Source organism: Jejubacter calystegiae, assembly GCF_005671395.1.
In the GTDB taxonomy this organism is placed as follows: domain Bacteria; phylum Pseudomonadota; class Gammaproteobacteria; order Enterobacterales; family Enterobacteriaceae; genus Jejubacter; species Jejubacter calystegiae.
Window position 1 is genome coordinate 1,681,631 of the sequence record NZ_CP040428.1, and the last position, 26,037, is coordinate 1,707,667.

Genomic DNA, 26,037 nt, shown 5'->3' on the forward strand with positions numbered 1-26,037 from the left:
TGCTTCGGCCAAAAAGCCGTAAGCTGGATCACTTATTATGGGTGCCGCTTCATCAGATTTCCTGATATGTGAGTCATATCACTGCCTGAAAATTTAGCGTAAAAATCGACGGACGGAGGATTGATTTTTGACTAAGGCGTCGCCATCTCTTGCTAGTGCCCTCAGGGCCCATTTTTTCTGCGGTCGCGCTATTGCGGCCGCCGCCACTTACAGGAGCTGCGGGTGCGCTGGATACCTTTAATCGCCATCTTCCTCTACGTCTACATAGAGATGTCCATCTTTATTCAGGTCGCCCATGTGATAGGGGTGCTGTTAACCCTGGTGCTGGTGATCTTCACATCGGTGATCGGCATGTCGCTGGTGCGTAATCAGGGATTTAAAAACTTTATTCTGATGCAGCAGAAAATGTCGGAAGGAGAGAATCCGGCAGCAGAAATGATTAAGAGCGTATCGCTGATTATCGCCGGTATCTTGCTGCTGCTGCCTGGCTTCTTTACCGATTTTCTGGGATTACTGTTGCTGCTGCCGCCAGTGCAGAAACTGTTGACGGTGCGGCTGCTTCCCCATCTGCGTTTTACCCGTATGCCTGGCGGCGGTTTCGGTCAGGGACCAGGGGCTGGCGGGGGCCAGACCTTCGACGGGGAGTTCCAGCGCAAAGATGAATCGCCGAAGTCGCTGGAAGAGCGCGATCGCGACGAGCGATAAAAAAACAAAAAAATTTTCATTTTCCCCCTTGAAGGGGAATTGGGAGATCCCCATCTCTCTCGTCACAAGCCAGGGACGATAACGGCTCTGGCGTAACCCTAAACTGATACGGACTTTCTCATAGGAGAGCTATCAATGAAAATTCGTCCATTGCATGATCGTGTGATCGTCAAGCGTAAAGAAGTCGAATCCAAATCTGCTGGCGGCATCGTTCTTACCGGTTCTGCGGCGGGTAAATCCACCCGCGGCGAAGTGCTGGCTGTAGGCAATGGCCGCATCCTTGAAAATGGCGAAGTGAAGCCGCTGGACGTGAAAGTCGGCGACATCGTGATTTTCAACGATGGCTACGGTGTTAAAGCTGAAAAGATCGACAACGAAGAAGTTCTGATCATGTCCGAAAGCGACATTCTGGCGATTGTTGAAGCTTAATCTCACACGTGAAGTAACTAAGAACGTACGAATTTAAGGGAAAGAACATATGGCAGCTAAAGACGTAAAATTCGGTAATGACGCCCGCACCAAAATGCTGCGCGGCGTTAACGTACTGGCAGACGCAGTAAAAGTCACTCTGGGCCCGAAAGGCCGTAACGTCGTGCTGGACAAGTCCTTCGGTGCGCCGACCATCACCAAAGATGGCGTTTCTGTTGCGCGTGAGATCGAACTGGAAGACAAGTTCGAAAACATGGGCGCGCAGATGGTGAAAGAAGTGGCCTCTAAAGCGAACGACGCTGCAGGTGACGGCACCACCACCGCGACCGTACTGGCGCAGTCTATCGTTAGCGAAGGCCTGAAAGCCGTTGCTGCGGGCATGAACCCGATGGATCTGAAGCGCGGTATCGATAAAGCCGTTATCGCCGCGGTTGAAGAGCTGAAAGCGCTGTCCGTACCTTGCTCTGACTCCAAAGCCATTGCCCAGGTAGGCACCATCTCCGCTAACTCCGACGAGACTGTCGGCAAGCTGATTGCCGAAGCGATGGAAAAAGTGGGCAAAGAAGGTGTTATCACCGTTGAAGAAGGCACCGGTCTGCAGGACGAACTGGACGTGGTTGAAGGTATGCAGTTCGACCGTGGCTACCTGTCTCCGTACTTCATCAACAAGCCGGAAACCGGTACCGTTGAACTGGAAAACCCGTTCATCCTGCTGGCTGACAAGAAAATCTCCAACATTCGCGAACTGCTGCCGCTGCTGGAAGCCGTTGCTAAAGCTGGCAAGCCGCTGCTGATCGTTGCTGAAGATGTTGAAGGCGAAGCGCTGGCGACCCTGGTGGTTAACACCATGCGCGGCATTGTGAAAGTGGCTGCCGTTAAGGCGCCGGGCTTCGGCGATCGCCGTAAAGCCATGCTGCAGGATATCGCTGTTCTGACCGGCGGTACCGTAATCTCTGAAGAGATCGGTATGGAGCTGGAAAAAGCGACCCTGGAAGATCTGGGTCAGGCAAAACGCGTTGCTATCAACAAAGACACCACCACCATCATCGACGGTACTGGTGAAGAAGCGGCGATTCAGGGTCGTGTTACCCAGATTCGTCAGCAGATCGAAGAAGCCACCTCTGACTACGATCGTGAAAAACTGCAGGAGCGGGTGGCTAAACTGGCTGGCGGTGTAGCCGTTATCAAAGTTGGCGCAGCGACTGAAGTTGAAATGAAAGAGAAGAAAGCCCGCGTTGAAGATGCCCTGCACGCAACCCGCGCAGCGGTAGAAGAAGGCGTGGTTGCTGGCGGCGGCGTGGCGCTGGTGCGCGTAGCTGCGAAGCTTGCTGGCCTGACGGGTCAGAACGAAGAGCAGAACGTGGGTATCAAAGTCGCTCTGCGCGCAATGGAAGCTCCGCTGCGTCAGATCGTTTCCAACGCTGGCGAAGAGCCGTCTGTGGTTGCTAACAACGTGAAAGCGGGCGACGGTAACTACGGTTACAACGCGGCGACCGAAGAGTACGGCAACATGATCGACTTCGGTATCCTGGATCCGACTAAAGTGACCCGTTCTGCGCTGCAGTACGCTTCCTCTGTTGCTGGTCTGATGATCACCACCGAGTGCATGGTGACCGACCTGCCGAAAGAAGACAAAGCTGACTTAGGCGCAGCTGGCGGCATGGGTGGCATGGGCGGTATGGGCGGCATGATGTAAGCCGCGCTTATTGCGCAAAATCCGTGTGTGATAAAAACCCCTGGCCCTGGCCGGGGGTTTTTTTATGGGCGCCGTCACTGTAACCACCACCGCCCGGGGCGCTGTGTATAATTTTGTAACAGAGCGTGGTATAAGGACATACCGACAGCCAGTGTCTGATTATTGAATAATGAGGAAAAACATGCGCGTAAAACTTTCAGCAGGAATGGTTGTGGCGGCACTGCTGCTGGCAGGCTGTAGCAGCAGCAAGTCGCTGTCCACGGCTGGTGAGAGCGTCCGCTTTGTTCAGGAGCAGCCGGGCAGCGAGTGTCAGCTGCTGGGTACCGCAACGGGTGAGCAGAGCAACTGGCTATCCGGCCCCGGAGGCGGCGAGGGCGGCTCTATGCGCAGCGCGGCTAACGACCTGCGCAATCAGGCCGCGGTTATGGGGGGGAACGTACTCTATGGCGTCAGCAGCCCGGATCAAAACCTGCTTTCCAGCTTTGTGCCCACCGCCAGCACGATGGCCGGCCAGGTCTATAAGTGCCCGAACTGATTTTTGGATGATGCTGACCAACAAAGAGGCCATGCAATGCATGGCCTTAGATTTTTTTGGCGTCACTCCAGAGATCAGCAGTCGTCAATAATCAGATAAGCCGCGTTAACCGGGCCGTGAACGCCCACCACCTTAATCAGCTCAATATCCGCCGTAGAGCTGGGGCCGCTAATCAGATTGATGCAGGAGGGCATCCGCTCGCCCTGTATCGCCCGCTGATGCAGCGTTTCCGCCAACTGCGCCACCCTTGGCAGAATGGTGCTCTTGCGCAGAATAAAGACAGAGGATTCCGGCAGCAGGCTGATGGAGCGCCCACGTTCCGGCGCGGAAAACAGTACCACGCCGCCGGATTCGGTGAGTCCGTATTCGGCATAGACCACGCCGACCTTCGCCTGCTCCGCCCGCTGGATATTCTGTTCGCCTACGGCGGGATCCCAGATATCGGCATGCAGCGCGTCAGTCAAACGTTGTGTGACACCCAGCGTTTTCAGGCGCTCATCCCCGCTGACCACCACCGGCGCGCCGCCGTACTCTTCGCACAGGCGCAGTGCCGCATCGGCCACTTCGTTTTCACTGGTCATTTCACAGCTGACCAGCATGGCCCCGGAGGCGAAGGCAATAAACGCATCGCAGCGTTGCCGGGCATCCAGCTCCGTCAGACGCGTGGTGGCATAGTCATTGACCGGTTCAGGGGGCGCTTCCGGCGTGGTGCGAACTTCGCGCCCGAGCTGGCGGGCGATATTCGCCAGAAAAGCATCGCGATTTTCCATTATTTATTCCCCTGTTTTTTGTGTTTCTTAAACCAACTGCGGAAGCTTTCGCCGTCTGCTTCCGGAAGGTCCCTCGCCTCGGTCCAGTCGCCGATAACGCCGGAATTAATCGGCGCTTTGCCGCCCTTAATAAACCAGCTCGCCGCTTTGGCGCCGGCCACCATCCCTACTTTCCACAGGCCGGGGTGGCTGTTGGCCATGGTGAACATCCGGGTGGCGCGCTGTTCGGCTTTTGGCGTCATACCGCCTTCTGCCATCACGCGGCGGTGGCGCAGGATCAGCTTAGAGAGCGGGATTTTCACCGGGCAGACGCTGTCGCAGGCGGTACACAGCGAGCAGGCGTAGGGGAGATCCTTAAAGTCCTCGTAGCCGCCCAGCAGCGGTGAAATAACCGCACCGACCGGGCCGGGATAGATGGAACCGTAGCCGTGGCCGCCAATATGGCGATAGGCAGGGCAGGTATTCATACAGGCGCCGCAGCGAATGCAGCGCAGAATGTCCTGGAACTGGGTACCCAACGCCTTAGAACGACCATTATCGACGATCACCAGGTGGAAGTTTTCCGGGCCGTCGACGTGGCCTGCTTCCCGGGGGCCGGTCAGCCAGGTGTTGTAGCCCGTCAGACGGGCGCCGACCGCGCTGCGCGCCAGCATGGCGATCAGCACATCCACCTCTTTGAAGGTGGGGGCGATACGCTCCATCCCCATCACCGCGATATGGGTCTTCGGCAGGGTGGTGGACATGCGCGCGTTGCCTTCATTGGTGACCAGGCAGATCGAGCCGGTTTCGGCCACGGCAAAGTTACAGCCGGTGATGCCGATATCGGCGCTCAGAAAATCTTCGCGGATCTTGTGGCGGATAAACAGCGTCATCGCTTCCGGCGTGTCCGGGCCGTCATAGCCCAGCTTTTCATGCAGTACGCGGCGGATCTGCTGGCGATCTTTATGAATGGCGGGCACCACGATGTGCGATGGCGCATCCTTGTCCAGTTGCAGGATATATTCCGCCAGATCGGTTTCCAGTACGTCGACGCCCGCCTCGTTCAGCGCATGGTTCATGCCGATCTCTTCGGTGACCATCGATTTCGCCTTCACCACCTTGCGCGCGTTCTGCGCCCGGGCGACCTTAACGATATAGTCGGTCGCTTCTTCTTTGGTGCTGGCGAAAAACACCTGGCCGCCGTTGGCGGTGACTTTTTCGGAAAGCTGATACAGGTAAGCGTCCAGGTTTTCCAGCACGTGATTGCGAATCTGCTCTGCCCGTTCGCGCCATTCCTCCCAATGCCCGAGTTCGTCCACCATCTTCTGGCGATTGGCGCCGATGGTCTCCTGAGCCCTGGCCACTGCGTGACGCATGATGGGATCGTTAATCTCTTCGCGGATGCGATCTTTAAAGTTGAGATCGCTGGTTTTCAGGTACATAGCGTCTCCTTAACGGCTCATCAGAACTTCAGCAATGTGCATCACTTTAACCGGCTGGCCTTCACGCTGCATACGACCGCCGATGTTGATCAGACAGCTGACGTCAGCGCCGATCAGGTAATCGGGTTGTACTTCCATCATGTGGGAGACCTTCTCTTTAACCATTTCGCCGGAGATCGCCGCCATCTTGACTGAGAAGGTACCGCCAAAGCCGCAGCAGGTTTCCTGGGCGTCAAACGGCAGCAGTTCCAGTCCCTCAACGTGATTCAGCAGGGTCAGGGGCTCATCTTTCACGCCCATTTTACGAAACAGGCTGCAGGAGGGGTGATAGACCGCTTTACCGGGCAGTCGGGCGCCCACACTGGTGACGCCCAGCTCCTTGACGATAAAGGTGGTCAGATCGAACATACGATCGGCGACGCGCTGCGCGCGCTTGGCCCACTCCGGCTCGCCAGCCAGCCATTCGGCGTAGCTTTTAATGGCATAGGTACAGGAGCCGGCGGGGGAGATAATGGGATCGTCGTTCTCTTCCAGTGCGGCAATCAGCGTTTTCATGCCTGGGATGGCATCTTCAATGTAACCGCCGTTGATGGCTGGCTGCCCGCAGCAGCCCTGCTTTTCCGGGAAGTTGACGTTGCAGCCCAACTGCTCCAGCAGCAGGACCGAGTCGCGCGCCATGCGCGACTTCAGGGCGTCACCGATACAGGTGACAAAAAAGTTAACATTCACGACATTTCTCCCATTGCTAACGCAATTTTCTCTTATTTTTTAGTAGATTCAGGCCATAACCAGATACCAGCCCAGACCTACTATAAGGCCCAGACCGACGATATAGGCACAGCAGTACTTAAGGGTGCCGGACATAATCTTGTCGCCCTGACCCTCCATACGGGTGGCGGAGACGGCAATAGCGATGCTCTGTGGGGAAATCATCTTTCCGCCCGTGGCGCCCGCGGTATTGGCCGCCGCCAGCCAGTTGGGATCGACATGCAGTTTGTCGGCGGCCATAACCTGAAGCTTGCCGAACAGCACGTTGGCATTGGTGTCGCTGCCGGTCACAAAGGTACCGACTGCCCCGATCACGGGGGCGATAAACAGGTAAGCGCCGCCGGTAACATCCACCATAGTATGCGCCATCGAAGCGATAAGGCCGCTGATGTCCATCACAGTTGCCATCGCCACGATGGCAGTAATGGCGATAATGGAGTTTTTAAGCTGCTTCACGGTACTGAAGAAGACGCTAAACAGGGTTGGCACAGAGGCACCCTGAATAATGCCGCCCAGCAGCGAGGCGATAATAATCAGCACGCCTGGCGTGGCAATCCATTCGATTTTCAGCGGTAGAGAACTGCCATGCGCCAGCGGGAAGTGGAAGGTGCTGGCCAGTTGCGACACGCTGGCTTTAAGCCCCGGGAACAGCGGCGAGCACAGCATAATAAAGACAAAGATCAGGATGTAGATGGTACAGGCCCGCAAAATCTGGGGGCCGGAGTAGTGCAGCCCCTGAGACTCGCCAGCAGTTTCAATACGCCAGGCGGGTTCGGTGGGGGCTTTACGGCTCTTCGCCATAATGACTACCACGATCAGGCTTACCAGGCTACCGGCGAAAGCGGGCAGTTCGGCACCCAGGTTGATCGCCACAATATACTGAGGAATCAGGGTGGTGATGCCGCATAACAGGGTAATCAGAAACACGCCGCGAATGGCCTTAATGCCGCCGCCGATAATGGCGACAATCACAAAGGGCAGCAGAATATTGAACAGCGCCAGCTGGACGATCACCACGCCGCTCAGGGTAGTGACCGGCAGATTGGCCTGTTCCGCCAGAATCGACACCGGAATGCCCACAGCGCCAAACGCGGTGGGCACGGTGTTGGCGACCAGTGAAGCGACAGCCGCTTTCAGCGGATTAAAACCGAGGGCGATCAGAATACCGATGGGGATTGCCACCGCGGTGCCGTAACCGGCGGCCGCTTCCAGGAATCCGCCAAAACACCAGGAAATCAGCAACACCTGAATGCGTTTGTCGTCGCTGATACTGGCGAGGACGTCTTTCAGAACCGCCATGCCGCCGGTTTTTATCATCAGGTTATAGCTGTAAATCGCGCCCAAAATCACGATGACAATCGGCCACAGCCCTTTACCGATACCATAGCCTACAGCGGAGCCCAGAGTTTGGAGCGGGGTATCCCAGAACAGCCAGGCAAAGGCCAGAGTGATGGCCAGGGTGATTAGCACAGCGTAGTGGATGGGGGTTTTTACTTTCAGAATCAGGACGATCATCACCAGCAACGGGAAGACGCCCAGCAGGAACAGCAGGTAGTCGTTCATTGTTATTCTTCCTTTGGGTACAGAAGTTTTCCTTAACCACGGACGGTTATATGCTCTATTTGTATAACTTTTTGTTAATGCATTTTTACAGATGCAGATCAAATTAGCGACAATTGTCTAAAATATCGCATCAAAAGTTAAAATTTTGTTGGTATCAAATTGGAGGGGGAAATATCCCGGCCGCTGGCCGGGAAAGGTGTCAGGGAAGGTGCAGATCGAGCGGGGTTTTACTGGGTTCTCCGCCGATCTCCCGGGTGAGTCGGGGAACCAGATAACCGGAAACCAGGGTCAGGAGTTCACGTACAATGCGTCGTGCAGTTTCGTCATCCACCATAAAGTGGGCTGCGCCCTGAACCCTGTCGAGTACATGAAGGTAGTAAGGCATCACACCGGCGTCGAACAGCGCATTGCTCAGCTCTGCCAGGGCTGGCGCGCTGTCGTTGACGCCGCGTAGCAGAACGCTCTGGTTCAGTAGCGTGACGCCGACTCGCTTCAGGCGTGCCATCGCGACGCGAAAATCGTCATCGATCTCTCTGGCGTGATTGATATGGTTGACCAGCAGGACCTGCAGGCGAGTGCCGCCCAGCAGTTCAGTCAGCATGTCGGTAATGCGCGCCGGAATTACAATCGGCAGGCGGCTGTGGATACGCAGTCGCTTAAGATGCGGGATCGCCGCCAGCCGTTCGATAAGCCAGGCCAGCTCCGCGTCGCGCGCCATCAGCGGATCGCCGCCGGAAAAGATAATCTCATCCAGTTCCGGGCGTTGGGCGATATAATCGACAGCCGCCTGCCAACTGCGTTTATTCCCCGGATTTTCAGCATAGGGAAAATGACGGCGGAAGCAGTAGCGGCAGTTGACGGCGCAGCCCCCCTTCACCATCAGCAGGGCGCGATTGCGATATTTATGCAGTAGCCCCGGTACCACGCTGTGCTGCTCTTCCAGCGGATCGGTGCTAAAGCCCGGGGCTTCGATAAACTCTTCGCGGGCGGTCAGGACCTGGCGCAGCAGCGGATCGTGCGGATTGCCTTTCTCCATGCGGGCGGCAAACGCGCGCGGAACGCGCAGGGCGAACAGACGCCGGGCGTCATATCCTGCCCGCAGGACCTCATCCGGGTCTACATTTAAAAGATGCAGAAGTTCCTCCGGATCGGTGATTACATCGGCAAGTTGTAATAACCAATCTTCTCGGGAGGGGGTGTTTGGGGTTACAATGTGTGCCATTTTTTTGGCTAGCTACCAGTTAACATATTTCAGAGGGCCTTTATGGCAACGTACTATAGCAACGATTTTCGCGGCGGTCTTAAAATCATGTTGGACGGAGAGCCGTACGCGGTTGAGTCCAGTGAGTTCGTTAAACCGGGTAAGGGCCAGGCCTTTGCTCGCGTGAAGCTGCGCCGCCTGCTGACCGGCACCCGCGTTGAGAAAACCTTTAAATCCACTGACTCCGCAGAAGGTGCAGATGTCATGGATATGACCCTGACTTACCTCTACAACGACGGTGAGTTCTGGCACTTCATGAACAATGACACCTTCGAGCAGCTGGCTGCCGATGCCAAAGCCGTGGGCGATAACGCGAAATGGCTGCTGGACCAGGCTGAATGTATTGTGACGCTGTGGAACGGTCAGCCGATCTCCGTCACCCCGCCGAACTTCGTTGAGCTGGAAATCGTGGATACCGATCCCGGCCTGAAGGGCGACACCGCAGGTACCGGCGGTAAACCGGCTACCCTTAGCACCGGCGCTGTGGTAAAAGTACCGCTGTTCGTACAGATTGGCGAAGTGGTCAAAGTTGACACCCGCACCGGTGAGTACGTTTCTCGCGTGAAGTAATTATTACGCAGATTCGTTGCGGCGTGGTGTGCACATCACGCCGCCGCTTGCAAAAGGCATGGATGATGAACCGTCTGACTCGATTTCTGCTCCCTCTTCTTGTCGCCAGCGCCCTGCTGAGCGGCTGCAATACGTTCCGCGGCTTTGGCGAGGACGTCCAGCATCTGGGTGGCGCCATTCAACGCGCAACAAACTGATTTTCCCCACACTTTTTTATACCGCTCCAGCAGCGGATTTTTGGCTATTCTGTTAGTAGCGGTACACCCACGATACTGGCAATAGAAGGAACCTTATTATGGTCAAAAAAGTTGTTGCGGCACTCTTTTCTCTGGTGGTGCTCTCTTCGCTGCTGGCCGGTTGTAATACTACCCGGGGCATTGGCGAGGATGTGCAGCGAGGGGGTTCTGCTATCAGTAATGCGGCAGATCGGGCGCAGAACTGATCGGCGGCGGATAAGCGTGCGATACGGTTATGCTGCCGTATCGCATCCTGTGCAATAAACGAGCTTGAAAACCTCCCCCGGTGTGACACTATAGGTTCGACTCTATCCAATAGCCCTGTGGGACGATCCGCAGGCGCGTCTGAATTGAAAGGGGACGGCCCCGGATCCTGATGGGAGTCCGTTATGTCCTGGATTATTCTTTTTATTGCCGGTTTACTCGAAATTATCCGGGCTGTTGGTCTGAAGTTGAGTTCGTGATTGCGAAAACCGGGTGAACGATAGCGTAATATGAAGATGGGCCAGCAGAGCTGCTGGCCCTTAATATTTTAGATCGAGATAACGCCAATCAGCGTCACAATGGTGAGAATTGTTGCCAGACCGTAGAATACCCACTTACCGGAAGGCACGTGAATTTTCAGATCGTGCATGCCGTGGTGAATACGGTGCAGGCCGCACCACAGCGGCAGTACAATCATCAGGAAGATAAAAATACGGCCGATCCAACTCTGGGAAAAGGCCAGAACCCGCTCAAAGCCCAGCGCATCGCCGGGGAACAGCCCCAGCGGCAGCAGAATGCCCACCAGCAGAATGATGACCGGCGCCACAATGGCGCTCCACATGCCGCCAGCGCCAAACAGGCCCCAGAAGACCGGCTCGTCGGAACGTTTAGGATTAGGATTGATCACGGTTTTCTCCTTACCAGAATAGAGCGACCAGCAGAATCACCACGCTGACGACGGCGGTTACCACCCAGAGTCCCTTAATTACCGGCTCTGGCCCCATTTTTTCATCCTTCACAATGATATTGGCAGCTTTAGGCGCCAGCCCGAACCAGGTTTTGGTATGCAAAGCCGCGGCGGCCAGAGCGATCAGGTTCAGGATCACAACGACCGGATTACGCAGAAAGCCAACAAAGCTTTCCCAGGATTCCGGACCGCCTTTTAGCGAAAACAGACCAATCAGTAGTACAATACTGAACCAGACGGCGGGTACCGAGGTGCCCTCACGCAGCATATAGAAGCGGTAAAAGCCCAGCTTTTTCCACCAGTTGGACGGCATGGGCCGTACATAAGGTTTACGTTTCGTGGTCATGCTGCACTCCTTAGCGTGGTTTCAGGGTAGCGATAAGGAAGTCTTTCGAACTTTCCACCTTGCCCTGCTGAATGGCCGCAGCCGGGTCGACGTGTTTGGGGCAGACTTCGGAGCAAAAGCCCACAAAGGTGCAGCTCCAGACGCCGTTCTGGCCGTTGAGCTGGGGCATACGCTCCTTCCGCCCGTTATCTCGGCTGTCCAGGTTATAGCGGTGGGCGAGGGTAATCGCCGCCGGGCCGATAAACTCAGGGTTCAGACCAAACTGCGGGCAGGCGGCATAGCACAGGCCGCAGTTAATACAGCCGGAAAACTGGTGATACTTCGCCATTTGCGCCGGAGTCTGGCGATTGGGGCCCTGATCCGGCGTGCGCGCGTTGCCGATAATGTAAGGCTTAATCGCCTCCAGGCTTTCGATAAAGTGAGTCATATCCACCACCAGATCGCGCTCGATGGGGAAGTTCGCCAGCGCTTCTACCTTCATGCCGCCGGTATATTCACGCATGAAGGTCTTACAGGCGAGTTTTGGCACGCCGTTGACCATCATGCCGCAGGAGCCGCAGATAGCCATACGGCAGGACCAGCGGTAGCTCAGGTCCGGCGCAAGGTTGTCTTTGATATAGCCCAGAGCGTCCAGCAGGGAGGTTTGCTCATCCCAGGGAATTTCATACCAGGCGCTGTGCGGTGTGTCATCCGTTTCCGGGTTATAGCGCACCACCTCGATTTTCATCTGCTTCATCTCAGCCATTGGTCGTCTCCTTCTTCTCGGCGGCTTCCGCTTCGGCACCGTAGACGCGCTTCGCGGGCGGGAGCGTGGTGATTTTCACATCGCTGTACGCCAGACGGGTGGTGCCATCCGCCTCGCGGAAGGCGAGGGTGTGCTTCAGGAAGTTGACGTCGTCGCGCTCGGTACAGCCTTCATCCAGGCGCTGGTGGGCGCCGCGTGACTCTTTACGTGCCATGGCGGAATGCGCCATACATTCGGCGACGTTTAGCCCGTGTCCCAGTTCGATGGTGTAGAGCAGGTCGGTATTAAAGACGCTGGAATTATCGGTAATGGTGACGCGCTTAAAACGCTCCTGCAGTTCAGCCAGCTTGTCGATGGTTTTCTGCATCAGCTCCGGGGTGCGATAGATGCCGCAGCCTTCTTCCATGCTCAGCCCCATTTCGTCACGGATCTTCGACCAGTTTTCTCCACCCTGCTGGTTCACCAGATCCTTCAGCCGACGTTCGACATCGGCGACCTGAGCCTCCAGCGCGGCGTCGTTGGCGGGCGTGGCCTGACGAGCGCGCTCAATGGCCTGTTCACCCGCCATACGGCCAAACACCACCAGTTCAGCCAGCGAGTTGGAGCCGAGACGGTTAGCGCCGTGCAGACCAACGGAGGAACATTCGCCCACGGCAAACAGCCCCTGGATTTGGGTTTCGCAGTGGCTGTTGGTTTCGATACCGCCCATGGTGTAGTGCGCGGTGGGGCGAACCGGAATCGGCTCTTTGACCGGATCCACACCGACGTAGGCTTTGGCCAGCTCGCAGATAAACGGCAGGCGTTCCAGCAGTTTCTTTTCGCCCAGGTGACGTAGATCCAGCCAGACCACATCGCCGCGCGGCGTAGCGATGGTGTTGCCTTTGCGCCACTCGTGCCAGAAGGCCTGGGAGACTTTGTCGCGCGGGCCCAGCTCCATATATTTGTTCTTTGGCTCGCCCAGCGGCGTTTCCGGGCCCATACCGTAGTCCTGGAGGTAGCGATAGCCATCCTTGTTGACCAGGATGCCCCCTTCGCCGCGACAGCCTTCGGTCATCAGGATGCCGGAGCCGGGCAGACCGGTGGGGTGATACTGCACGAACTCCATATCGCGCAGCGCCACGCCGTGGCTCAACGCCATGCCCATCCCGTCGCCGGTGACGATACCGCCGTTGGTGTTGTATCGATAGACGCGCCCGGCGCCGCCGGTCGCCATTACCACCGCGTTGGCGCGGATCTGCACCAGGCTACCTTCCATCATATTCATGGCCACCAGACCGCGTGCGTGGCCGTCATCCACCAGGATGTCGAGAACGAAATGTTCGTCAAAGCGCTGAATCTGGGGGAACTGAAGTGAGGTCTGGAACAGGGTGTGCAGCATATGGAAGCCGGTTTTATCGGCGGCAAACCAGGTGCGCTCAATCTTCATGCCGCCAAAGCGGCGGACGTTGACGGAACCATCCGGGCGACGGCTCCAGGGGCATCCCCACTGTTCGAGCTGGGTCATCTCGGTGGGGCAGTGATGAACGAAGTAATCGACAACATCCTGTTCGCACAGCCAGTCACCACCGGCGACGGTATCGTGAAAGTGATATTCAAAACTGTCGTGATCCTGAGCCACCGCGGCGGAACCGCCTTCGGCTGCCACGGTGTGGCTACGCATGGGATAGACTTTAGATATCAGCGCAATTTTGGCGTCGGGGTTCGCTTGAGCTGCCGCAATGGCAGTTCGCAATCCCGCTCCGCCAGCGCCAATAATGGCGATATCGGCTTGAAAAGTTTGCACGACATTCCTCCGTAATTTTTATCGTTCGTAAGGCTATTGCTGACCAAAGGTATAGACCACACTGTGGCGGGGAGCCATGAGTCGCAGCATATTCACCTGCCCCTTTGTGGGTAGCGTAGTATAACCGGGGTGTTAATAAGGAAATTTGATGTGTTCGATTTTTTTGCGGTTATCGCGGGTGATTTATCACTGGATTTGATGATGCAGATCCCAAAAACCCCCCCGGGGTAAAAAGCGCGAAAACAGCTGGCCAAAGTTTGTTTCGCCCATGAGATGCGAGTAGACTTCCGGGCTGGTTTATTTTTGGAGACGTTCCCATGAGCGAGACGGCCACCTGGCAGCCTGGCGCCCCGATTCCTAATCTGTTGAAACGCGCGAAACTGGTGTCAGACATCCGACGCTTTTTTACCGATCGCGGCGTTGTGGAGGTGGAGACGCCCTGCATGAGTCAGGCCACGGTGACAGATGTCCATCTGTTCCCGTTTGAAACCCGTCTTATTGGCCCCGGCCATTCTGCGGGGACGCCCCTCTGGCTGATGACCAGCCCGGAATACCATATGAAGCGCCTGCTGGCGGCAGGCTGTGGGCCGGTTTATCAGATCTGCCGTAGCTTCCGTAATGAAGAGATGGGTCGCTATCACAACCCGGAATTCACCATGCTGGAGTGGTACCGCCCCTGTTATGACATGTACCGGTTGATGAACGAAGTCGACGACCTGCTGCAACAGATTCTGGAATGCGAAGCCGCCGAAACGATCTCCTACCAGCAGGCGTTTCAGCGCTATCTGGAAGTGGATCCGCTGTCGGCGGATAAGACACAACTGCGTGAAGTGGCGGCGCGGCTCGATGTGAGCAATGTGGCCGATACAGAAGAGGATCGCGATACCCTGCTGCAGCTACTGTTTGTCACCGGGGTGGAACCGAATATCGGCAAAGAGCGACCGACCTTTATTTACCATTTCCCCGCCAGCCAGGCGGCGCTGGCCCAGATCAGCTCTGAAGATCACCGGGTGGCGGAGCGCTTTGAGGTTTATTTTAAAGGCGTGGAGCTGGCGAATGGCTTCCACGAGTTGACCGATGCGAAGGAGCAGCATCAGCGCTTTCTGCAGGATAATCGCAAGCGCGCCGCAATGGGTCTACCGCAGCAGCCGATAGATAACAACCTGCTGGCGGCCCTGGAGGCGGGGATGCCCGACTGTTCCGGCGTAGCGCTGGGGGTCGATCGTCTGATTATGCTGGCGCTGGGGGCAGAAAGTCTGAGCGAGGTGATTGCCTTTACGGTCGATCGCGCCTGATTCGCGATACTATTATTACCATTATTAATGGCGCCATGGTTTAATATATGAAACTGCGGCGCTATTTTATTTCCGGAACTAAATGCATTATTTTATATGAAAATGCGTTATACATTTTTGTCGCTAGCTTATACGTTATTCTTCGATTATCCCTGTTAAAAATAGTCCTTTGCTGACATAGGGTTATATTTTAATGGCTATTTTTAGCCTAATGAACGTTGTGCAGGTCACAATTATTGAATCATATTCTGTATCGGCTTTATTTGTTTTAGGGTTCACGGTACTTTCTTTTCTTAGTATTTTCTGAGAACCATATTTTATTCCTTTGCTGGTTAACGGAGAACTGACGCTTTTGCGCCGGATAATCTGTGGTGCCGCCATAAATAAAAGGGACGCTCGCTATGAATATTTCGACCCTGCGTCAGCACCAGATTCCTGTTCGGACGGTGCCGCGCGCCGCCGTTCCTTTTCATCTGCTGATTAAGCCCGTTGGTCCCTCCTGTAATCTGGCCTGTCGCTATTGCTACTATCCGCAGCGCGATACGCCGCCGGGAAAAATAGATGATGAGGTGCTGGAAACCTTTATTCGTCAATATATTGCGGCTCAGCCTCCGGGCGTAAAGGAGATTAACTTCGTCTGGCAGGGGGGAGAGCCGTTGATGGCCGGAATTGGTTTTTACAAGCGGGCGCTGGCGTTACAGCAGCGGCATACCCCGCCGGGCGTTACGGTCAGCAACAGCCTGCAAACCAACGCTACCCTGGTGACGGAAGCCTGGTGCCAGCTGTTTCGCCAGTATGGCTTCATTATTGGCGTCAGTCTGGATGGCGACGCAACGTTACAGAATAGCCATCGCCCCGATAAGCGTGGCAACGGCAGCTATCAGGATGCGCTGCGCGGTGTGCGCCTGCTGCAACAGCATGGTGTGGAGTTCAATGTGCTGGTGGTGGTGCATAACGGCGTGGTGGAGCGGGCAAGAGAGATCTACGACCACCTGGTGGGACTGGGCGCGCGTTTGCTTCAGTTTCAGCCGCTGATGGCGGAAGGCGATGCCGTAGACCAGGGTTACCAGCTAAGTGCCGAGGGGTGGGGACGCTTTATGGTGACCATTCTGCGGCGCTGGAAGAAGCGGCGTGATATCGGCCGGGTTTTCGTGATGAATATCGAACACGCCCTGGCGCAGTATTTCACCGGCGTCAGTCCGGTATGCGTCCATTCGGCGCGCTGCGGCACCAACCTGGTACTGGAACAGGATGGGCAGATCTACGCCTGCGACCACCTGATTGATGATAAGCACCGCCTGGGGAGCCTGAACGGCGATACCCCCCTGGCCGACATGGTGGAGGCCTCCACCCGGCTGCCTTTCGGGCGTCGTAAGAGCTCGCGGCCGGAGTGTCAGCGATGCAGCGTGCGTATCCTGTGCCAGGGAGGATGTCCCGCTCATCTTGACGCTCGCGGTCAGAACGCGCTCTGTGCCGGGTATTTCCGTTTCTTCAACGAGTTAGTCACTCCGCTGCGGCGCTGGCCGCGTGATATGGCGGGGTTCAATGCCTGGCGGGCCACGCTGTAAGCGCCGGTCAGTTCCATCCTGACAGTGACATGGGAGAAATCAGTGAGAAAGACAGCAGTCGCACTGGCGCTTGGCGGCCTGATGGTTGGCAGCGCCCAGGGAGCCGCTCCGGCACGCCCTAACGTGTTGTTGATTGTCGCCGATGATATGGGGTATTCCGATATCAGCCCCTTCGGCGGAGAGATCCCTACCCCTAATCTGCAGCACCTGGCCGAACAGGGGCTGCGGATGAGTCAGTACTACACCTCGCCGATGTCGGCCCCGGCCCGCTCGATGCTGATGACCGGAAACACCAATCAGCAGGCGGGTATGGGGGGAATGTGGTGGTACCAAAATACCATGGGGAAAGATGGCTATGAGCTACACCTGACCCCACGGGTGACCACTATGGCGGAACGTTTTCAGGATGCCGGTTACGCCACGTTGATGACGGGTAAGTGGCATCTTGGACACCTGCCGGGCACTATGCCGACCGATCGCGGCTTCGACCACGCTTTTGCACTAATGGGCGGTGGCGCCAGCCACTATAGCGACGCTATGCCGCTAGGCACTGGTGAAGAGTTCCATACCTGGTATACCCTGGATGGCAAGCGTATCGCGCTGGCGTCGGACTTCTATTCGAGTGAATCCTATGCGCGGCAGATGAGCCGCTGGATTAAAGAGACGCCGCGCGACCAGCCTTTCTTCGGTTATCTGGCCTTTACTGCGCCCCACGACCCCCTACAGGCGCCGGATGAGTGGATCGCGAAGTTTAAGGGCCAGTATGAAGAGGGCTATGCGCCGGTATACCGTCAGCGTCTCGCCCGCCTGAAACAGCTTGGCATAATTAACGACCAGACGCCGCTACCGGATCTTGAGCTCGACAAAGAATGGGACAGCCTGACCAAAGAACAGCAGCGCTATACCGCGAAGGTGATGCAGGTTTATGCGGCGATGATCGCCAATATGGATGCCCAGATTGGTAAGGTGATGGAGACGTTAAAGCAAACCGGGCGCGACAAAAACACCATTGTGGTGTTCCTGACCGATAACGGCGCTAATGCGGCGCCCGGCTTCCACTACGGCTCTAAACCGGAATACTGGAAGCAGTTCGACAACAGCTATGACAATATCGGGCGCAGAGGCTCTTTTGTCTCTTATGGCCCACACTGGGCGAACGTCAGTAATGCGCCTTATGCCCGCTTCCATAAGACCAGCAGCGGTCAGGGCGGTATCAATACCGATTTTATTATCGCCGCACCGCAGATCGCCAGGCAGGGGAGCGTCAGCCATACCCCGATGGCGGTTTATGATGTTGCGCCCACGCTTTATGACCTGACGGGTATCGATCCCCGGCGTCAGATTAAGGATAAGGCTACGCTGCCGATGGTCGGCGTCAGTTTTAAATCTTATCTGACAGGGAAAGCGGAGCAGGGGCCACGCAGGCAGATTGGCGTGGAGCTCCATAATCAGGTGGCCTGGATAGACGGCGACTGGAAGCTAAGGCGCCTGGTGAAGCGCGGACCGGAGGCTGGGGATGCCCCATGGGGGCTGTTCAACCTGCGCCAGGATCCGCTGGAAACCCATGATGTTGCCGCCAGCCATCCTGATGAAGTCCGCAAGCTGAGCGAAGCCTGGCGTAAGTTTGCTGATGACACCATGGTGATCAAAGCCCGTGGAGAAGCGATCGAGTATGCCGGCGTGGATCGGAAAACCGGCCACTGGATAACGCTCGATCCCAAAACCATGGATCCGGTGGTGAGCGATATTCCGGCGAAGTAGGGTAAATCAGGGAGCCTTACAGGCTCCCTGCGCTGCGTCGTCCGGCTGAGGAGATGGTTCGCTGACCGCCGCCCAGGGTTTCCAGACGCGTCTGGAACGGCGGGAAAGGAAGATCGATACCGTGTTCGCGGAAGCCCTGAAGGATCAACTGATGAATTTCGTGGCGCAGCGGCATACGGTGGCCCATTTCGGCGGCATAGATACGCAGTTCGAAAATCTGTAAACCCTGCTGCAAATCGACCAGATAAACCTCCGGCGGCGGGTTCTCCAGCACCAGCGAACAGCGGTTTGCGGCGGTGGTCAGCAGTTCGGTGACCTCTTCGCTATTGGCCTCCGTGGGGGCCGGGATCGTCAGCACCACACGGGTGATGGCGTCAGAGAGCGACCAGTTAACGAACTGTTCGGTAATAAACGCCTGGTTAGGGACGATGATCTCTTTGCGATCCCAGTCGCTGATGGTGGTGGCGCGGATATTGATCCTGGTGATGCTGCCGGTCAGCTCGCGGATCGTTACGGTATCGCCAATGCGGATCGGCTTCTCAAACAGGATGATCAGACCTGAGACCAGGTTGGCGAAGATCTGCTGCAAACCGAAGCCAAGACCGACACCGAGCGCGGCCACCAGCCACTGGAGCTTCGACCACTCAATGCCGATCATCGAGAAGCCCACCAGGCCGCCGATCAACACCAGAAGATATTTGGTGATCGTGGTGATGGCGTAGCCTGTGCCCGGCGTCAGGCTCAGATGCTGCAACAGTGCCAGCTCCAGCAGTGCCGGAAGATTACGCACCAGCTGGGCGGTGATAATCAGAATCAGAATGGCGATCAGCACCGCGCCAAGGGTGATGGGCTCGACGCTCTCGACCCCCTGTATCGTGGTGGTTACGTCCCATAGCGAGATATTCTCCAGGAAACCGAAGGCGGAGTGGATCTCGGACCACAGCAGGATCACCGACACCAGCGCAATCAGCATCAGCACGGAGCGTACCAGCCGCAGCGACTGGGCGCTGATGGTATCCAGATCCACCACCGGCTCTTCAATCTCCTGGTTGCCTTCGGTGCTGTGCGGGTGAGTGGCTTCCTCCTCGCCCCGGGCGCGCTGGGCCAGCATCTCGGCGCGGCGCTGTTTGGCGCGGTCAAAGGCCAGACGCCGACGCTGAATCAGCATCCAGCGCCGGATAATGTGGTAGATCACCAGCAGGAAGAACCAGATAGCCACCGAGGTTTCCAGGCGCGCCAGCAGCGCCTTAGCCGTGGCCAGATAACCGATGCTGGCCGCCATCATCGCCAGCAGCGGGGCGCAGATGAGCATGCCCCACAGCACGCGGTTGACCAGATTGTTGCCGCTGCCTTCTTTATCCAGATAGAGCGGCAGACCGGCATGTTTCAGGCTCAGGGTGACAATCGCCAGCGCGCCGCAGATCAGCAGGAAGCACAGACGCCCCAGAGAGGCGGAAAATTCGCGGTCGTTGAGCTTATCGAACATGATCAGCGCCATAATCAGCGGCACGATAAAGCCGACGCTCATCAGGTAGTAACGCATGGCGCGCCCTACCTGGAGCCGCGGCCAGCCGAAATGCACCACGAACAGCCCGTTGGGACGTGCGAAGGTGGCGCAGATCATCACCACCCAGAGCAGGGGAACGGTGGCGGTCACCCCTTCACCGATGGCGACCGCCAGCGGATAAGGCCAGGCTTCGCGCAGTCCATAGCCGAGCGTGGCCCACAGTACCGGTAGCGGCGAGGCGACCAGAATCGACCAGAACACCGTGCGCATGGTCAGCCAGAAGTGATCCTGGGTGACTTTGCCTACCCGGGCGCTGGATCGTTCCAGAAACGCGGTAAAGTGGCGGCGGGAGCCGATGCTGAAGGCGACCAGTACCAGCGCGAAGAACAACGGCGGCAGGGTAGCGCGGCTGGTTAGCATCATGGCGCTGGCTTTGCCCAGTTGACTCAGGGTATCCAGAGAGATCAGGCGCCGCAGATCCTGCACCACGCTGATAGGCCAGGAGAGCCCCATCGGGCTGACATCGGCGGTCCAGAACAGATAGCGATGGGTGGCTTCGTTCATCTCCTTCAGCGCTTCTTCCAGCTGGCTATTGGCGACCTTGAGCCTGGTGAGATCCAGAATCAGGCTGTCGCTGCCCTGGAGCAGAGAGCTCAGCAGTTCGCGCTGGGTTTTTAACTGGGCATTCAGAATACGTTGCTGTTCGGCGGTGAGCGGCTTGCCATCCGCCTGTTGAATCTGACGCAGTTGGCCCTGTTTATTGAGCCTGTCTTCGTAGCGCAACCGCTGTACCCGCTGCTGCGCCATTTCGGTATCCATCTGCTGGGGTTTGGGCATCTCCGGCAGCCGCGCCACCTGGGCGCGCAGCGCTTCACCTAGCACGTTAGAGGCGCCGAGCCACTGGGACTGCTCGCGCAGCGTATCCAGCGCCTGACGCACCTGTAGAGTCTGGTGCGCTGCCTGGCGCTGCTGGGAGGCGACCAGATCCATACGCTGTGCCTGCTGATTCAGGGCCTGGGAGAGTTCGCGGTTAATGCGGAACTGCGCCACGATATCCGGCGGCAGGTTATCGCTGTTTTCCGCCAGCAGTTCGGTGCTTTCCAGCGCTTTTTCCGCTTCGCGCTGGCGCTGGGCATTCAGGTGATTACGCAGCGCCTGGAGTCGGGAATCCAGCTGGCCCGCCTGTTTCTGAGCCAGTTCGGCGCGCAGCCGTGCCAGCTCCTGGCGATTACTGGCGGAAAGCTGGGCCAACTCCAGTTCATCCACCCGGGCTTTAAGGCGTGCGGCATCTGCCTGACTGGCCAGCTGTTGCGCCTGGCCCAGCGCCGTGGTGGCCGTGGTTTGATTATTCAGCCGTCGCTCCAGTTCACTGAGTTGACGGCGGGTCTCGGTCTGCTGGTGAGGGAGCTGACCCAGAGAATCGGCGATTTCGCGATTGCGCTCCTGTTCGAGCCTGGCCTGGCGGCTCTTTTCCAGCAACTGGCTGCTGACCTGGAGAATCTCCTGATTCAGCGCATCGGTGGAGATGTTCTCGCTGATAACGGGCGTTTCATCGGTCAGGTTGGTGAGTTGCTGGCGCAGGGTTCGGGTCAGCGTGGGGAGGTTGTCGATAACCTGCTGATACTGGCGGGTGCGCTCAAGGGACTCTTTACGCTCCTCCAGCGAATTTAACGCCGACTGGAGCGCATCGACGGTTTCCGTCTGCCCTGGCTGGTTTTTGGCCGCTTTGGCCTGCTCCAACTCCTGGGCAACCTGCTTTTCGTCAGGAACAGCGGTGGCGGCGTGCGCCCCCATGCTCAGGCCAAAGGCCAGCAGAAAGATCATCGACAGGCGCACGTCGCTTTACCTTTATCCCTGATGAACCTTAACGTTCGGTTTTATCGCTGGCGGAGGCGTTCGGCTGCTCATCTTGAGCGCTGGCCGGTGCCTGTGCCGGTGCCGAAGAGCGGCCCGCGGTGGGGTTGTTCTCTTCGGTGGCCTTTGCCTCAGCGGCAGCTTTGGCTTCTTCAGCGGCCTTAGCGTCGGCAGCGGCTTTAGCCTCTTCGGCGGCCTTAGCGTCGGCAGCGGCTTTGGCCTCTTCGGCAGCCTTAGCGTCGGCAGCGGCTTTGGCCTCTTCGGCAGCCTTAGCGTCGGCAGCGGCTTTGGCCTCTTCGGCAGCCTTAGCGTCAGCAGCGGCTTTGGCCTCTTCGGCGGCCTTCGCGTCGGCAGCGGCTTTAGCCGCTTCAGCCGACAGCGCCAGAGGCTGGCCGATACGCGTGGCGGACAGGCTGCGCAACGAGCCCAGTAGTTCGACCTTGCCCGGGGCAAACAGGTTAATGACCGTTGAGCCCAGCTTAAAGCGGCCCATTTCCTGACCCTTCAGCAACGCCACGCTGCCTTCGCTTTCGCCTTCCGGCCAGCTCCAGCGCTTAATAATCCCCTCGCGCGGCGGCGTGATGGTGCCAGCCCAGACGGTTTCAATACTGCCGACGATGGTTGCACCCACCAGAATCTGAGCCATCGGACCGAATTCGGTATCGAACAGGCAGATTACGCGTTCGTTACGGGCGAACAGATTAGGGACGTTTTGCGCGGTCAGATGGTTTACCGAGAACAGATCGCCCGGTACGTAGATCATCTCCCGCAGAATGCCGTTACAGGGCATATGCACGCGATGGTAGTCACGCGGTGACAGGTAGGTTGTTACAAAGCTGCCGTCGCGGAACAGGTCCGCCATCTGGGTGTTACCTGCCAGCAGGGCATCCAGCGTGTAGTGGTGGCCTTTAGCCTGTAGCAGCTTGTTCTGTTCAATGGCGCCCAACTGGCTGATAGCGCCATCGGCGGGCATCACCAGCACGCCCGGGTCGGTATCGAGCGGACGTACCTCTTCCCGAAGCGGGCGGACGAAGAAGTCATTAAAGGTGCGGTAGCTGGCGGTATCCGGCTTCAGCGCCTCTTTCATATCCACTTTGTAATATTTAACGAACAGATCGATGACCAGTTTGGTTAGCCAGCCAGCGCGTTTACTTGCGCCCCAGCCAGCCAGACGCGTAAGCCACTGTTTGGGCAGAATATATTGAAGCGAAAGCTTGATGTCGTTCAGCAAAGTAGCCTCCAGGCCTCTGATTTGTCAGTCCTTCCCCGCCCTCCTGGACGAAGGACGGGCAGTGCAGAAAAGGGGGCGAATTGTAGCGGCGCCCGGTTTAAAAGTCAGTCACCGGTTGAGGAAAAGCTTTTGCGGGTTTTGACTTGCGCCATGCTTTCCAGGATTCGGTGGTAATTCTCGAAGCGGGTTTCCGCAATCTCTCCCCGCTCCACGGCGGCACGAATCGCACAGCCAGGGTCGGTATCGTGTTTACAGTCGCGATATTTGCAACTGCCTAAATATGCATGAAATTCGACAAAACCGTGGGTAATTTGTTCCGACTCCAGATGCCAGAGGCCAAATTCACGTACCCCCGGGGAGTCGATCACATCGCCGCCATGGGGGAAATGATACAACCGGGCGGCGGTCGTCGTATGCTGTCCTAGCCCTGATACGTCGGAAACGTCATTGGTCAGGATCTGCTCTTTCAGGCCCAACAGTGCATTAAGCAGGCTGGATTTCCCCACGCCGGACTGCCCGGCGAAAATGCTGACGCGCCCGGTCAGCGCGGCTTCCAGTTCTTGCAGACCCTCTTCACGCAGGCCGGAGACCATCAGCACCTGATAGCCAATATCACGGTAAATCGTCATCTGCTCTTCAACGAAGGCCATTCCTTCATCGTCCAGCAGGTCGGTTTTGTTGAGCACGATCAGCGGTTCAACGTTCAGCGTTTCGCAGGCCACCAGATAGCGGTCGATAATATTCAGCGACAGCTCAGGAAGAATAGCCGAGACGATGACAATCTGATCGATATTCGCTGCAATGGGCTTTACGCCGTCGTAAAAATCCGGGCGGGTCAGCACTGAAGTGCGATCGTGTACGGCCTCGACAATACCATTAACGCTGGTGCCGAGCCCTTCTTCTTTGCCGGGACGCCAGACTACGCGATCTCCGGTAACCAGCGAGCGGATCGTTCGACGTATATTACAGCGGTGTACCGTACCGTCACTGGCTTCTACGTCGGCGTGCATACCAAAACGGCTAATGACCCGGCCTTCGCCCGATTCGCCAAACAGGCTGTCGTCATAATCGACGCTTTCCGTTTTTTTAAGGCGGCGCTGATGGTTTGCTTTTACGCGGCGCTGCTGGCCTTTGGAGAGCTTGTTTTTACTCAATCGTCGGGCTCCTGGTCGCTCCAGATGAACAAAACCTCTATGATACACGCTATTTTATACGAAATAACCCATCCCATGGGGTGGGGCTATCGTGAAACAGGTGGAAAAGAGCATGAGTGGAAATGAAAACAATCTGATCTGGATTGACCTGGAGATGACGGGGCTTGATCCGGAGCAGGATCGCATCATTGAGATTGCCACGCTGGTGACCGATGCTAATTTGAATATTCTTGCCGAAGGGCCGGTGATTGCGGTCCATCAGTCCGATGCGCAGCTGGCGCTGATGGACGAGTGGAACGTGCGTACCCATACCGGCAGTGGACTGGTGGAGCGGGTTAAGGCGAGCCGCTATGACGATCGTGCCGCCGAACAGGCCACTATTGAATTCCTGAAAGAGTGGGTGCCCCAGGGCACATCGCCGATTTGTGGCAATAGCGTGGGCCAGGACCGTCGCTTTCTGTTTAAGTACATGCCGGAACTGGAAGCGTACTTCCACTACCGCTATCTGGATGTCAGCACCCTGAAAGAGCTGGCGCGGCGCTGGAAGCCTGAGATTCTGGCAGGCTTTAAAAAGCAGAATACCCATCAGGCGCTGGATGATATCCGTGAATCCGTGGCTGAGCTGGCGTACTATCGTGAGCACTTTATTCAGCTATAAATCGCCAGAATCCTGGAAATGTGCCGCGAAAATCGCCAAATCGTCGAAGAAAGCGGCACTCAAACAAAAAACGAGAAATTTTTTGTTCCAGGGCTTGCGACGTTGCGGATTTCTCGTATAATGCGCCTCCCGTAACGACGCAGAAATGCGTAGCTACGCAGAGCGGGAATAGCTCAGTTGGTAGAGCACAACCTTGCCAAGGTTGGGGTCGCGAGTTCGAGTCTCGTTTCCCGCTCCAAATTTTAGCCCTTTGGGCAGCACATCTCTAAATGCGGGAATAGCTCAGTTGGTAGAGCACAACCTTGCCAAGGTTGGGGTCGCGAGTTCGAGTCTCGTTTCCCGCTCCAGATTTTCTTATCGTCCCTCGTTCTTCCAAACTCATCTCGTACCAGACTATGCTGTTCCAGCATCCCGTTTTTTTATCATCATGATTACCCCTGACAGGATCTGCAGACAGTCTGTCACCGCCATTTATTCTGTATGCGGTATCCGGCGGTGACTCTGTGCAAGAGGATTAGCGACCGGTTATTAAGGTCTGTATCCGCGCATAAGCCTGCATCATCGTTTTGCCATGGCTATTCAGATCCTGCAGATGTTCGTTTAGCTCTGCCTGTACTTTCGGATCCTGAACTCTCGCCATTGAGCCGCTGATTTCGATTTGGGCTTTGTGGGCGCTGATGTAATCAGCGACTTTCAGGCTGCTGTTCAGCGCGTTGGTGATTTGCGGCAGTATCTCAATCAGGGTGTTGGCGGGAATGCTGACGGTCCTGTCATAGGCTTTGTCGTAGACCGCTTTTAAATCTTCCGGTTGTTTGAGCTGTTGATGGGCGCTATCGGCTTTAGCCTGTATTTGTTTAACCTGTTCGCTCATTTCACTGATGTTTTGTTGTGCAGCCTGGATGTCGTCGCGGCGTGATATCAGATCGTTCAGTGAGCGTATCGCTCCCTTCTGAAGCAGTGTATCAATAGATTTCATGCTGGAATCTAACGCGCTGTTGAAGTCAGTGATGACCGCGTAATGGTCTGCATATTCACCAAATGATTTCGACTCTTCCGGGGTTAATTTGGGGATGTGGAGACCTGGTTTGTCAATGATACGGGTTTGCAGGAACTGGGTGAACGCGGCGCGTTGTTCAGGTTCATCATTACCGCAGGCGATGAGAAGGAATGACAGCACGCACAGGAGCAGCCAGTGTGGGCGAAACGAAAATTTCATATTTTGTCGGTCT

23 protein-coding genes, 2 tRNA genes and 1 pseudogene are annotated in these 26,037 nt (G+C 56.7%); 13 read left to right on the forward strand and 13 right to left on the reverse strand.

Going from position 1 to position 26,037, the window contains the following annotated elements:
- Positions 1-222 precede the first annotated feature (222 nt).
- The 4 genes from FEM41_RS07710 to FEM41_RS07725 all read left to right on the forward strand — a co-directional run bounded on the left by FEM41_RS07710 (position 223) and on the right by FEM41_RS07725 (position 3,365).
- A complete protein-coding gene (locus FEM41_RS07710) occupies positions 223-705 on the forward strand; it encodes an FxsA family protein (protein WP_138095428.1) in 483 nt (160 codons plus the stop codon).
- 135 nt (positions 706-840) lie between these two features.
- On the forward strand, positions 841-1,134 hold the full coding sequence (locus tag FEM41_RS07715) for a co-chaperone GroES (RefSeq protein ID WP_138095429.1): 294 nt from the start codon (positions 841-843) through the stop codon (positions 1,132-1,134).
- Between the two features lie 49 nt (positions 1,135-1,183).
- A complete protein-coding gene (gene groL / locus FEM41_RS07720) occupies positions 1,184-2,830 on the forward strand; it encodes a chaperonin GroEL (RefSeq protein WP_138095430.1) in 1,647 nt (548 codons plus the stop codon).
- 181 nt (positions 2,831-3,011) lie between these two features.
- Positions 3,012-3,365 (forward strand): DUF4156 domain-containing protein, encoded by a 354-nt coding sequence (locus FEM41_RS07725; RefSeq protein ID WP_138095431.1) that lies wholly within the window; start codon positions 3,012-3,014, stop codon positions 3,363-3,365.
- A gap of 74 nt (positions 3,366-3,439) precedes the next feature.
- Here the strand turns inward: FEM41_RS07725 and FEM41_RS07730 are convergent, their stop codons facing one another.
- The 5 genes from FEM41_RS07730 to epmB form a co-directional block, all read right to left on the reverse strand.
- Positions 3,440-4,135, reverse strand: a complete 696-nt coding sequence (locus FEM41_RS07730) for a LutC/YkgG family protein (protein ID WP_138095432.1) — start codon at positions 4,133-4,135, stop codon at positions 3,440-3,442.
- Positions 4,135-5,556, reverse strand: a complete 1,422-nt coding sequence (locus tag FEM41_RS07735; protein WP_138095433.1) for a LutB/LldF family L-lactate oxidation iron-sulfur protein — start codon at positions 5,554-5,556, stop codon at positions 4,135-4,137. The genes FEM41_RS07730 and FEM41_RS07735 overlap by 1 nt, the downstream gene beginning before the upstream one ends.
- Before the next feature lie 9 nt (positions 5,557-5,565).
- Complete coding sequence (locus FEM41_RS07740; protein ID WP_138095434.1) at positions 5,566-6,285, reverse strand: (Fe-S)-binding protein; 720 nt, start codon at positions 6,283-6,285, stop codon at positions 5,566-5,568.
- Positions 6,286-6,333: 48 nt separating this feature from the next.
- Positions 6,334-7,887 (reverse strand): L-lactate permease, encoded by a 1,554-nt coding sequence (locus FEM41_RS07745; protein ID WP_138095435.1) that lies wholly within the window; start codon positions 7,885-7,887, stop codon positions 6,334-6,336.
- Between the two features lie 199 nt (positions 7,888-8,086).
- On the reverse strand, positions 8,087-9,109 hold the full coding sequence (epmB, locus tag FEM41_RS07750) for an EF-P beta-lysylation protein EpmB (RefSeq protein ID WP_138095436.1): 1,023 nt from the start codon (positions 9,107-9,109) through the stop codon (positions 8,087-8,089).
- A 42-nt stretch (positions 9,110-9,151) separates the two neighbouring features.
- On the opposite strand from epmB, the gene efp reads away from it, so the two are divergent.
- The 3 genes from efp (at position 9,152) to FEM41_RS07765 (ending at position 10,160) form a co-directional block, all read left to right on the forward strand.
- On the forward strand, positions 9,152-9,718 hold the full coding sequence (gene efp, locus FEM41_RS07755) for an elongation factor P (protein WP_138095437.1): 567 nt from the start codon (positions 9,152-9,154) through the stop codon (positions 9,716-9,718).
- A 65-nt stretch (positions 9,719-9,783) separates the two neighbouring features.
- Entirely contained in the window at positions 9,784-9,915 is a 132-nt protein-coding gene (locus FEM41_RS07760; RefSeq protein ID WP_421805418.1) for an entericidin A/B family lipoprotein, read from the forward strand.
- Positions 9,916-10,013: 98 nt separating this feature from the next.
- Positions 10,014-10,160, forward strand: a complete 147-nt coding sequence (locus tag FEM41_RS07765; RefSeq protein WP_138095439.1) for an entericidin A/B family lipoprotein — start codon at positions 10,014-10,016, stop codon at positions 10,158-10,160.
- Between the two features lie 326 nt (positions 10,161-10,486).
- Here the strand turns inward: FEM41_RS07765 and frdD are convergent, their stop codons facing one another.
- The 4 genes from frdD to frdA are packed head-to-tail and all read right to left on the reverse strand — an operon-like array spanning position 10,487 to position 13,780.
- A complete protein-coding gene (frdD, locus tag FEM41_RS07770; RefSeq protein ID WP_138095440.1) occupies positions 10,487-10,846 on the reverse strand; it encodes a fumarate reductase subunit FrdD in 360 nt (119 codons plus the stop codon).
- A gap of 10 nt (positions 10,847-10,856) precedes the next feature.
- The gene (frdC, locus tag FEM41_RS07775; protein ID WP_138095441.1) at positions 10,857-11,252 is read right to left on the reverse strand and encodes a fumarate reductase subunit FrdC; all 396 of its coding nucleotides are present in this window, start codon (positions 11,250-11,252) and stop codon (positions 10,857-10,859) included.
- 10 nt (positions 11,253-11,262) lie between these two features.
- On the reverse strand, positions 11,263-11,997 hold the full coding sequence (locus FEM41_RS07780; RefSeq protein ID WP_138095442.1) for a succinate dehydrogenase/fumarate reductase iron-sulfur subunit: 735 nt from the start codon (positions 11,995-11,997) through the stop codon (positions 11,263-11,265).
- Positions 11,990-13,780, reverse strand: coding sequence for a fumarate reductase (quinol) flavoprotein subunit (gene frdA / locus FEM41_RS07785; protein WP_138095443.1), 1,791 nt, complete (start codon positions 13,778-13,780; stop codon positions 11,990-11,992). The genes FEM41_RS07780 and frdA overlap by 8 nt, the downstream gene beginning before the upstream one ends.
- Positions 13,781-14,097: 317 nt before the next feature.
- Between frdA and epmA the strand changes: the two genes are divergently transcribed.
- The 3 genes from epmA (at position 14,098) to FEM41_RS07800 (ending at position 18,404) form a co-directional block, all read left to right on the forward strand.
- The gene (gene epmA / locus FEM41_RS07790) at positions 14,098-15,075 is read left to right on the forward strand and encodes an elongation factor P--(R)-beta-lysine ligase (RefSeq protein ID WP_138095444.1); all 978 of its coding nucleotides are present in this window, start codon (positions 14,098-14,100) and stop codon (positions 15,073-15,075) included.
- A gap of 401 nt (positions 15,076-15,476) precedes the next feature.
- Positions 15,477-16,643 carry an anaerobic sulfatase maturase gene (locus tag FEM41_RS07795; protein WP_138095445.1) on the forward strand — a complete coding sequence of 389 codons (1,167 nt, stop codon included), beginning with the start codon at positions 15,477-15,479 and terminating at the stop codon, positions 16,641-16,643.
- 42 nt (positions 16,644-16,685) lie between these two features.
- A complete protein-coding gene (locus tag FEM41_RS07800) occupies positions 16,686-18,404 on the forward strand; it encodes an arylsulfatase (RefSeq protein ID WP_138095446.1) in 1,719 nt (572 codons plus the stop codon).
- Between the two features lie 16 nt (positions 18,405-18,420).
- Here the strand turns inward: FEM41_RS07800 and mscM are convergent, their stop codons facing one another.
- From mscM to rsgA, 3 genes and pseudogenes are all read right to left on the reverse strand, one after another.
- Positions 18,421-21,747 (reverse strand): miniconductance mechanosensitive channel MscM, encoded by a 3,327-nt coding sequence (gene mscM / locus FEM41_RS07805; protein WP_138095447.1) that lies wholly within the window; start codon positions 21,745-21,747, stop codon positions 18,421-18,423.
- 346 nt (positions 21,748-22,093) lie between these two features.
- Positions 22,094-22,996: pseudogene (asd, locus tag FEM41_RS07810) on the reverse strand (archaetidylserine decarboxylase); the annotation flags it as partial.
- Between the two features lie 104 nt (positions 22,997-23,100).
- On the reverse strand, positions 23,101-24,150 hold the full coding sequence (gene rsgA / locus FEM41_RS07815) for a small ribosomal subunit biogenesis GTPase RsgA (protein ID WP_138095449.1): 1,050 nt from the start codon (positions 24,148-24,150) through the stop codon (positions 23,101-23,103).
- Positions 24,151-24,262: 112 nt separating this feature from the next.
- Between rsgA and orn the strand changes: the two genes are divergently transcribed.
- The 3 genes from orn to FEM41_RS07830 all read left to right on the forward strand — a co-directional run bounded on the left by orn (position 24,263) and on the right by FEM41_RS07830 (position 25,155).
- Positions 24,263-24,808, forward strand: a complete 546-nt coding sequence (gene orn / locus FEM41_RS07820) for an oligoribonuclease (protein ID WP_138095450.1) — start codon at positions 24,263-24,265, stop codon at positions 24,806-24,808.
- Positions 24,809-24,970: 162 nt separating this feature from the next.
- Positions 24,971-25,046 (forward strand) — tRNA-Gly (locus tag FEM41_RS07825).
- Positions 25,047-25,079: 33 nt separating this feature from the next.
- Positions 25,080-25,155: transfer RNA gene (locus FEM41_RS07830), tRNA-Gly, on the forward strand.
- A 167-nt stretch (positions 25,156-25,322) separates the two neighbouring features.
- Here FEM41_RS07830 and FEM41_RS07835 read toward each other — a convergent pair.
- Positions 25,323-26,024 (reverse strand): DUF3053 domain-containing protein, encoded by a 702-nt coding sequence (locus FEM41_RS07835; RefSeq protein ID WP_138095451.1) that lies wholly within the window; start codon positions 26,022-26,024, stop codon positions 25,323-25,325.
- Positions 26,025-26,037 lie beyond the last annotated feature (13 nt).

Bases quoted from the DNA above. Each gene is read 5' to 3' on its own strand.
- FEM41_RS07715 (WP_138095429.1), top strand. From the start codon at position 841: ATGAAAATTCGTCCATTGCATGATCGTGTGATCGTCAAGCGTAAAGAA.
- groL (WP_138095430.1), top strand. From the start codon at position 1,184: ATGGCAGCTAAAGACGTAAAATTCGGTAATGACGCCCGCACCAAAATG.
- FEM41_RS07725 (WP_138095431.1), top strand. From the start codon at position 3,012: ATGCGCGTAAAACTTTCAGCAGGAATGGTTGTGGCGGCACTGCTGCTG.
- FEM41_RS07730 (WP_138095432.1), bottom strand. From the start codon at position 4,135: ATGGAAAATCGCGATGCTTTTCTGGCGAATATCGCCCGCCAGCTCGGG.
- FEM41_RS07735 (WP_138095433.1), bottom strand. From the start codon at position 5,556: ATGTACCTGAAAACCAGCGATCTCAACTTTAAAGATCGCATCCGCGAA.
- FEM41_RS07745 (WP_138095435.1), bottom strand. From the start codon at position 7,887: ATGAACGACTACCTGCTGTTCCTGCTGGGCGTCTTCCCGTTGCTGGTG.
- epmB (WP_138095436.1), bottom strand. From the start codon at position 9,109: ATGGCACACATTGTAACCCCAAACACCCCCTCCCGAGAAGATTGGTTA.
- efp (WP_138095437.1), top strand. From the start codon at position 9,152: ATGGCAACGTACTATAGCAACGATTTTCGCGGCGGTCTTAAAATCATG.
- FEM41_RS07760 (WP_421805418.1), top strand. From the start codon at position 9,784: ATGAACCGTCTGACTCGATTTCTGCTCCCTCTTCTTGTCGCCAGCGCC.
- FEM41_RS07765 (WP_138095439.1), top strand. From the start codon at position 10,014: ATGGTCAAAAAAGTTGTTGCGGCACTCTTTTCTCTGGTGGTGCTCTCT.
- frdC (WP_138095441.1), bottom strand. From the start codon at position 11,252: ATGACCACGAAACGTAAACCTTATGTACGGCCCATGCCGTCCAACTGG.
- FEM41_RS07780 (WP_138095442.1), bottom strand. From the start codon at position 11,997: ATGGCTGAGATGAAGCAGATGAAAATCGAGGTGGTGCGCTATAACCCG.
- epmA (WP_138095444.1), top strand. From the start codon at position 14,098: ATGAGCGAGACGGCCACCTGGCAGCCTGGCGCCCCGATTCCTAATCTG.
- FEM41_RS07795 (WP_138095445.1), top strand. From the start codon at position 15,477: ATGAATATTTCGACCCTGCGTCAGCACCAGATTCCTGTTCGGACGGTG.
- orn (WP_138095450.1), top strand. From the start codon at position 24,263: ATGAGTGGAAATGAAAACAATCTGATCTGGATTGACCTGGAGATGACG.
- FEM41_RS07835 (WP_138095451.1), bottom strand. From the start codon at position 26,024: ATGAAATTTTCGTTTCGCCCACACTGGCTGCTCCTGTGCGTGCTGTCA.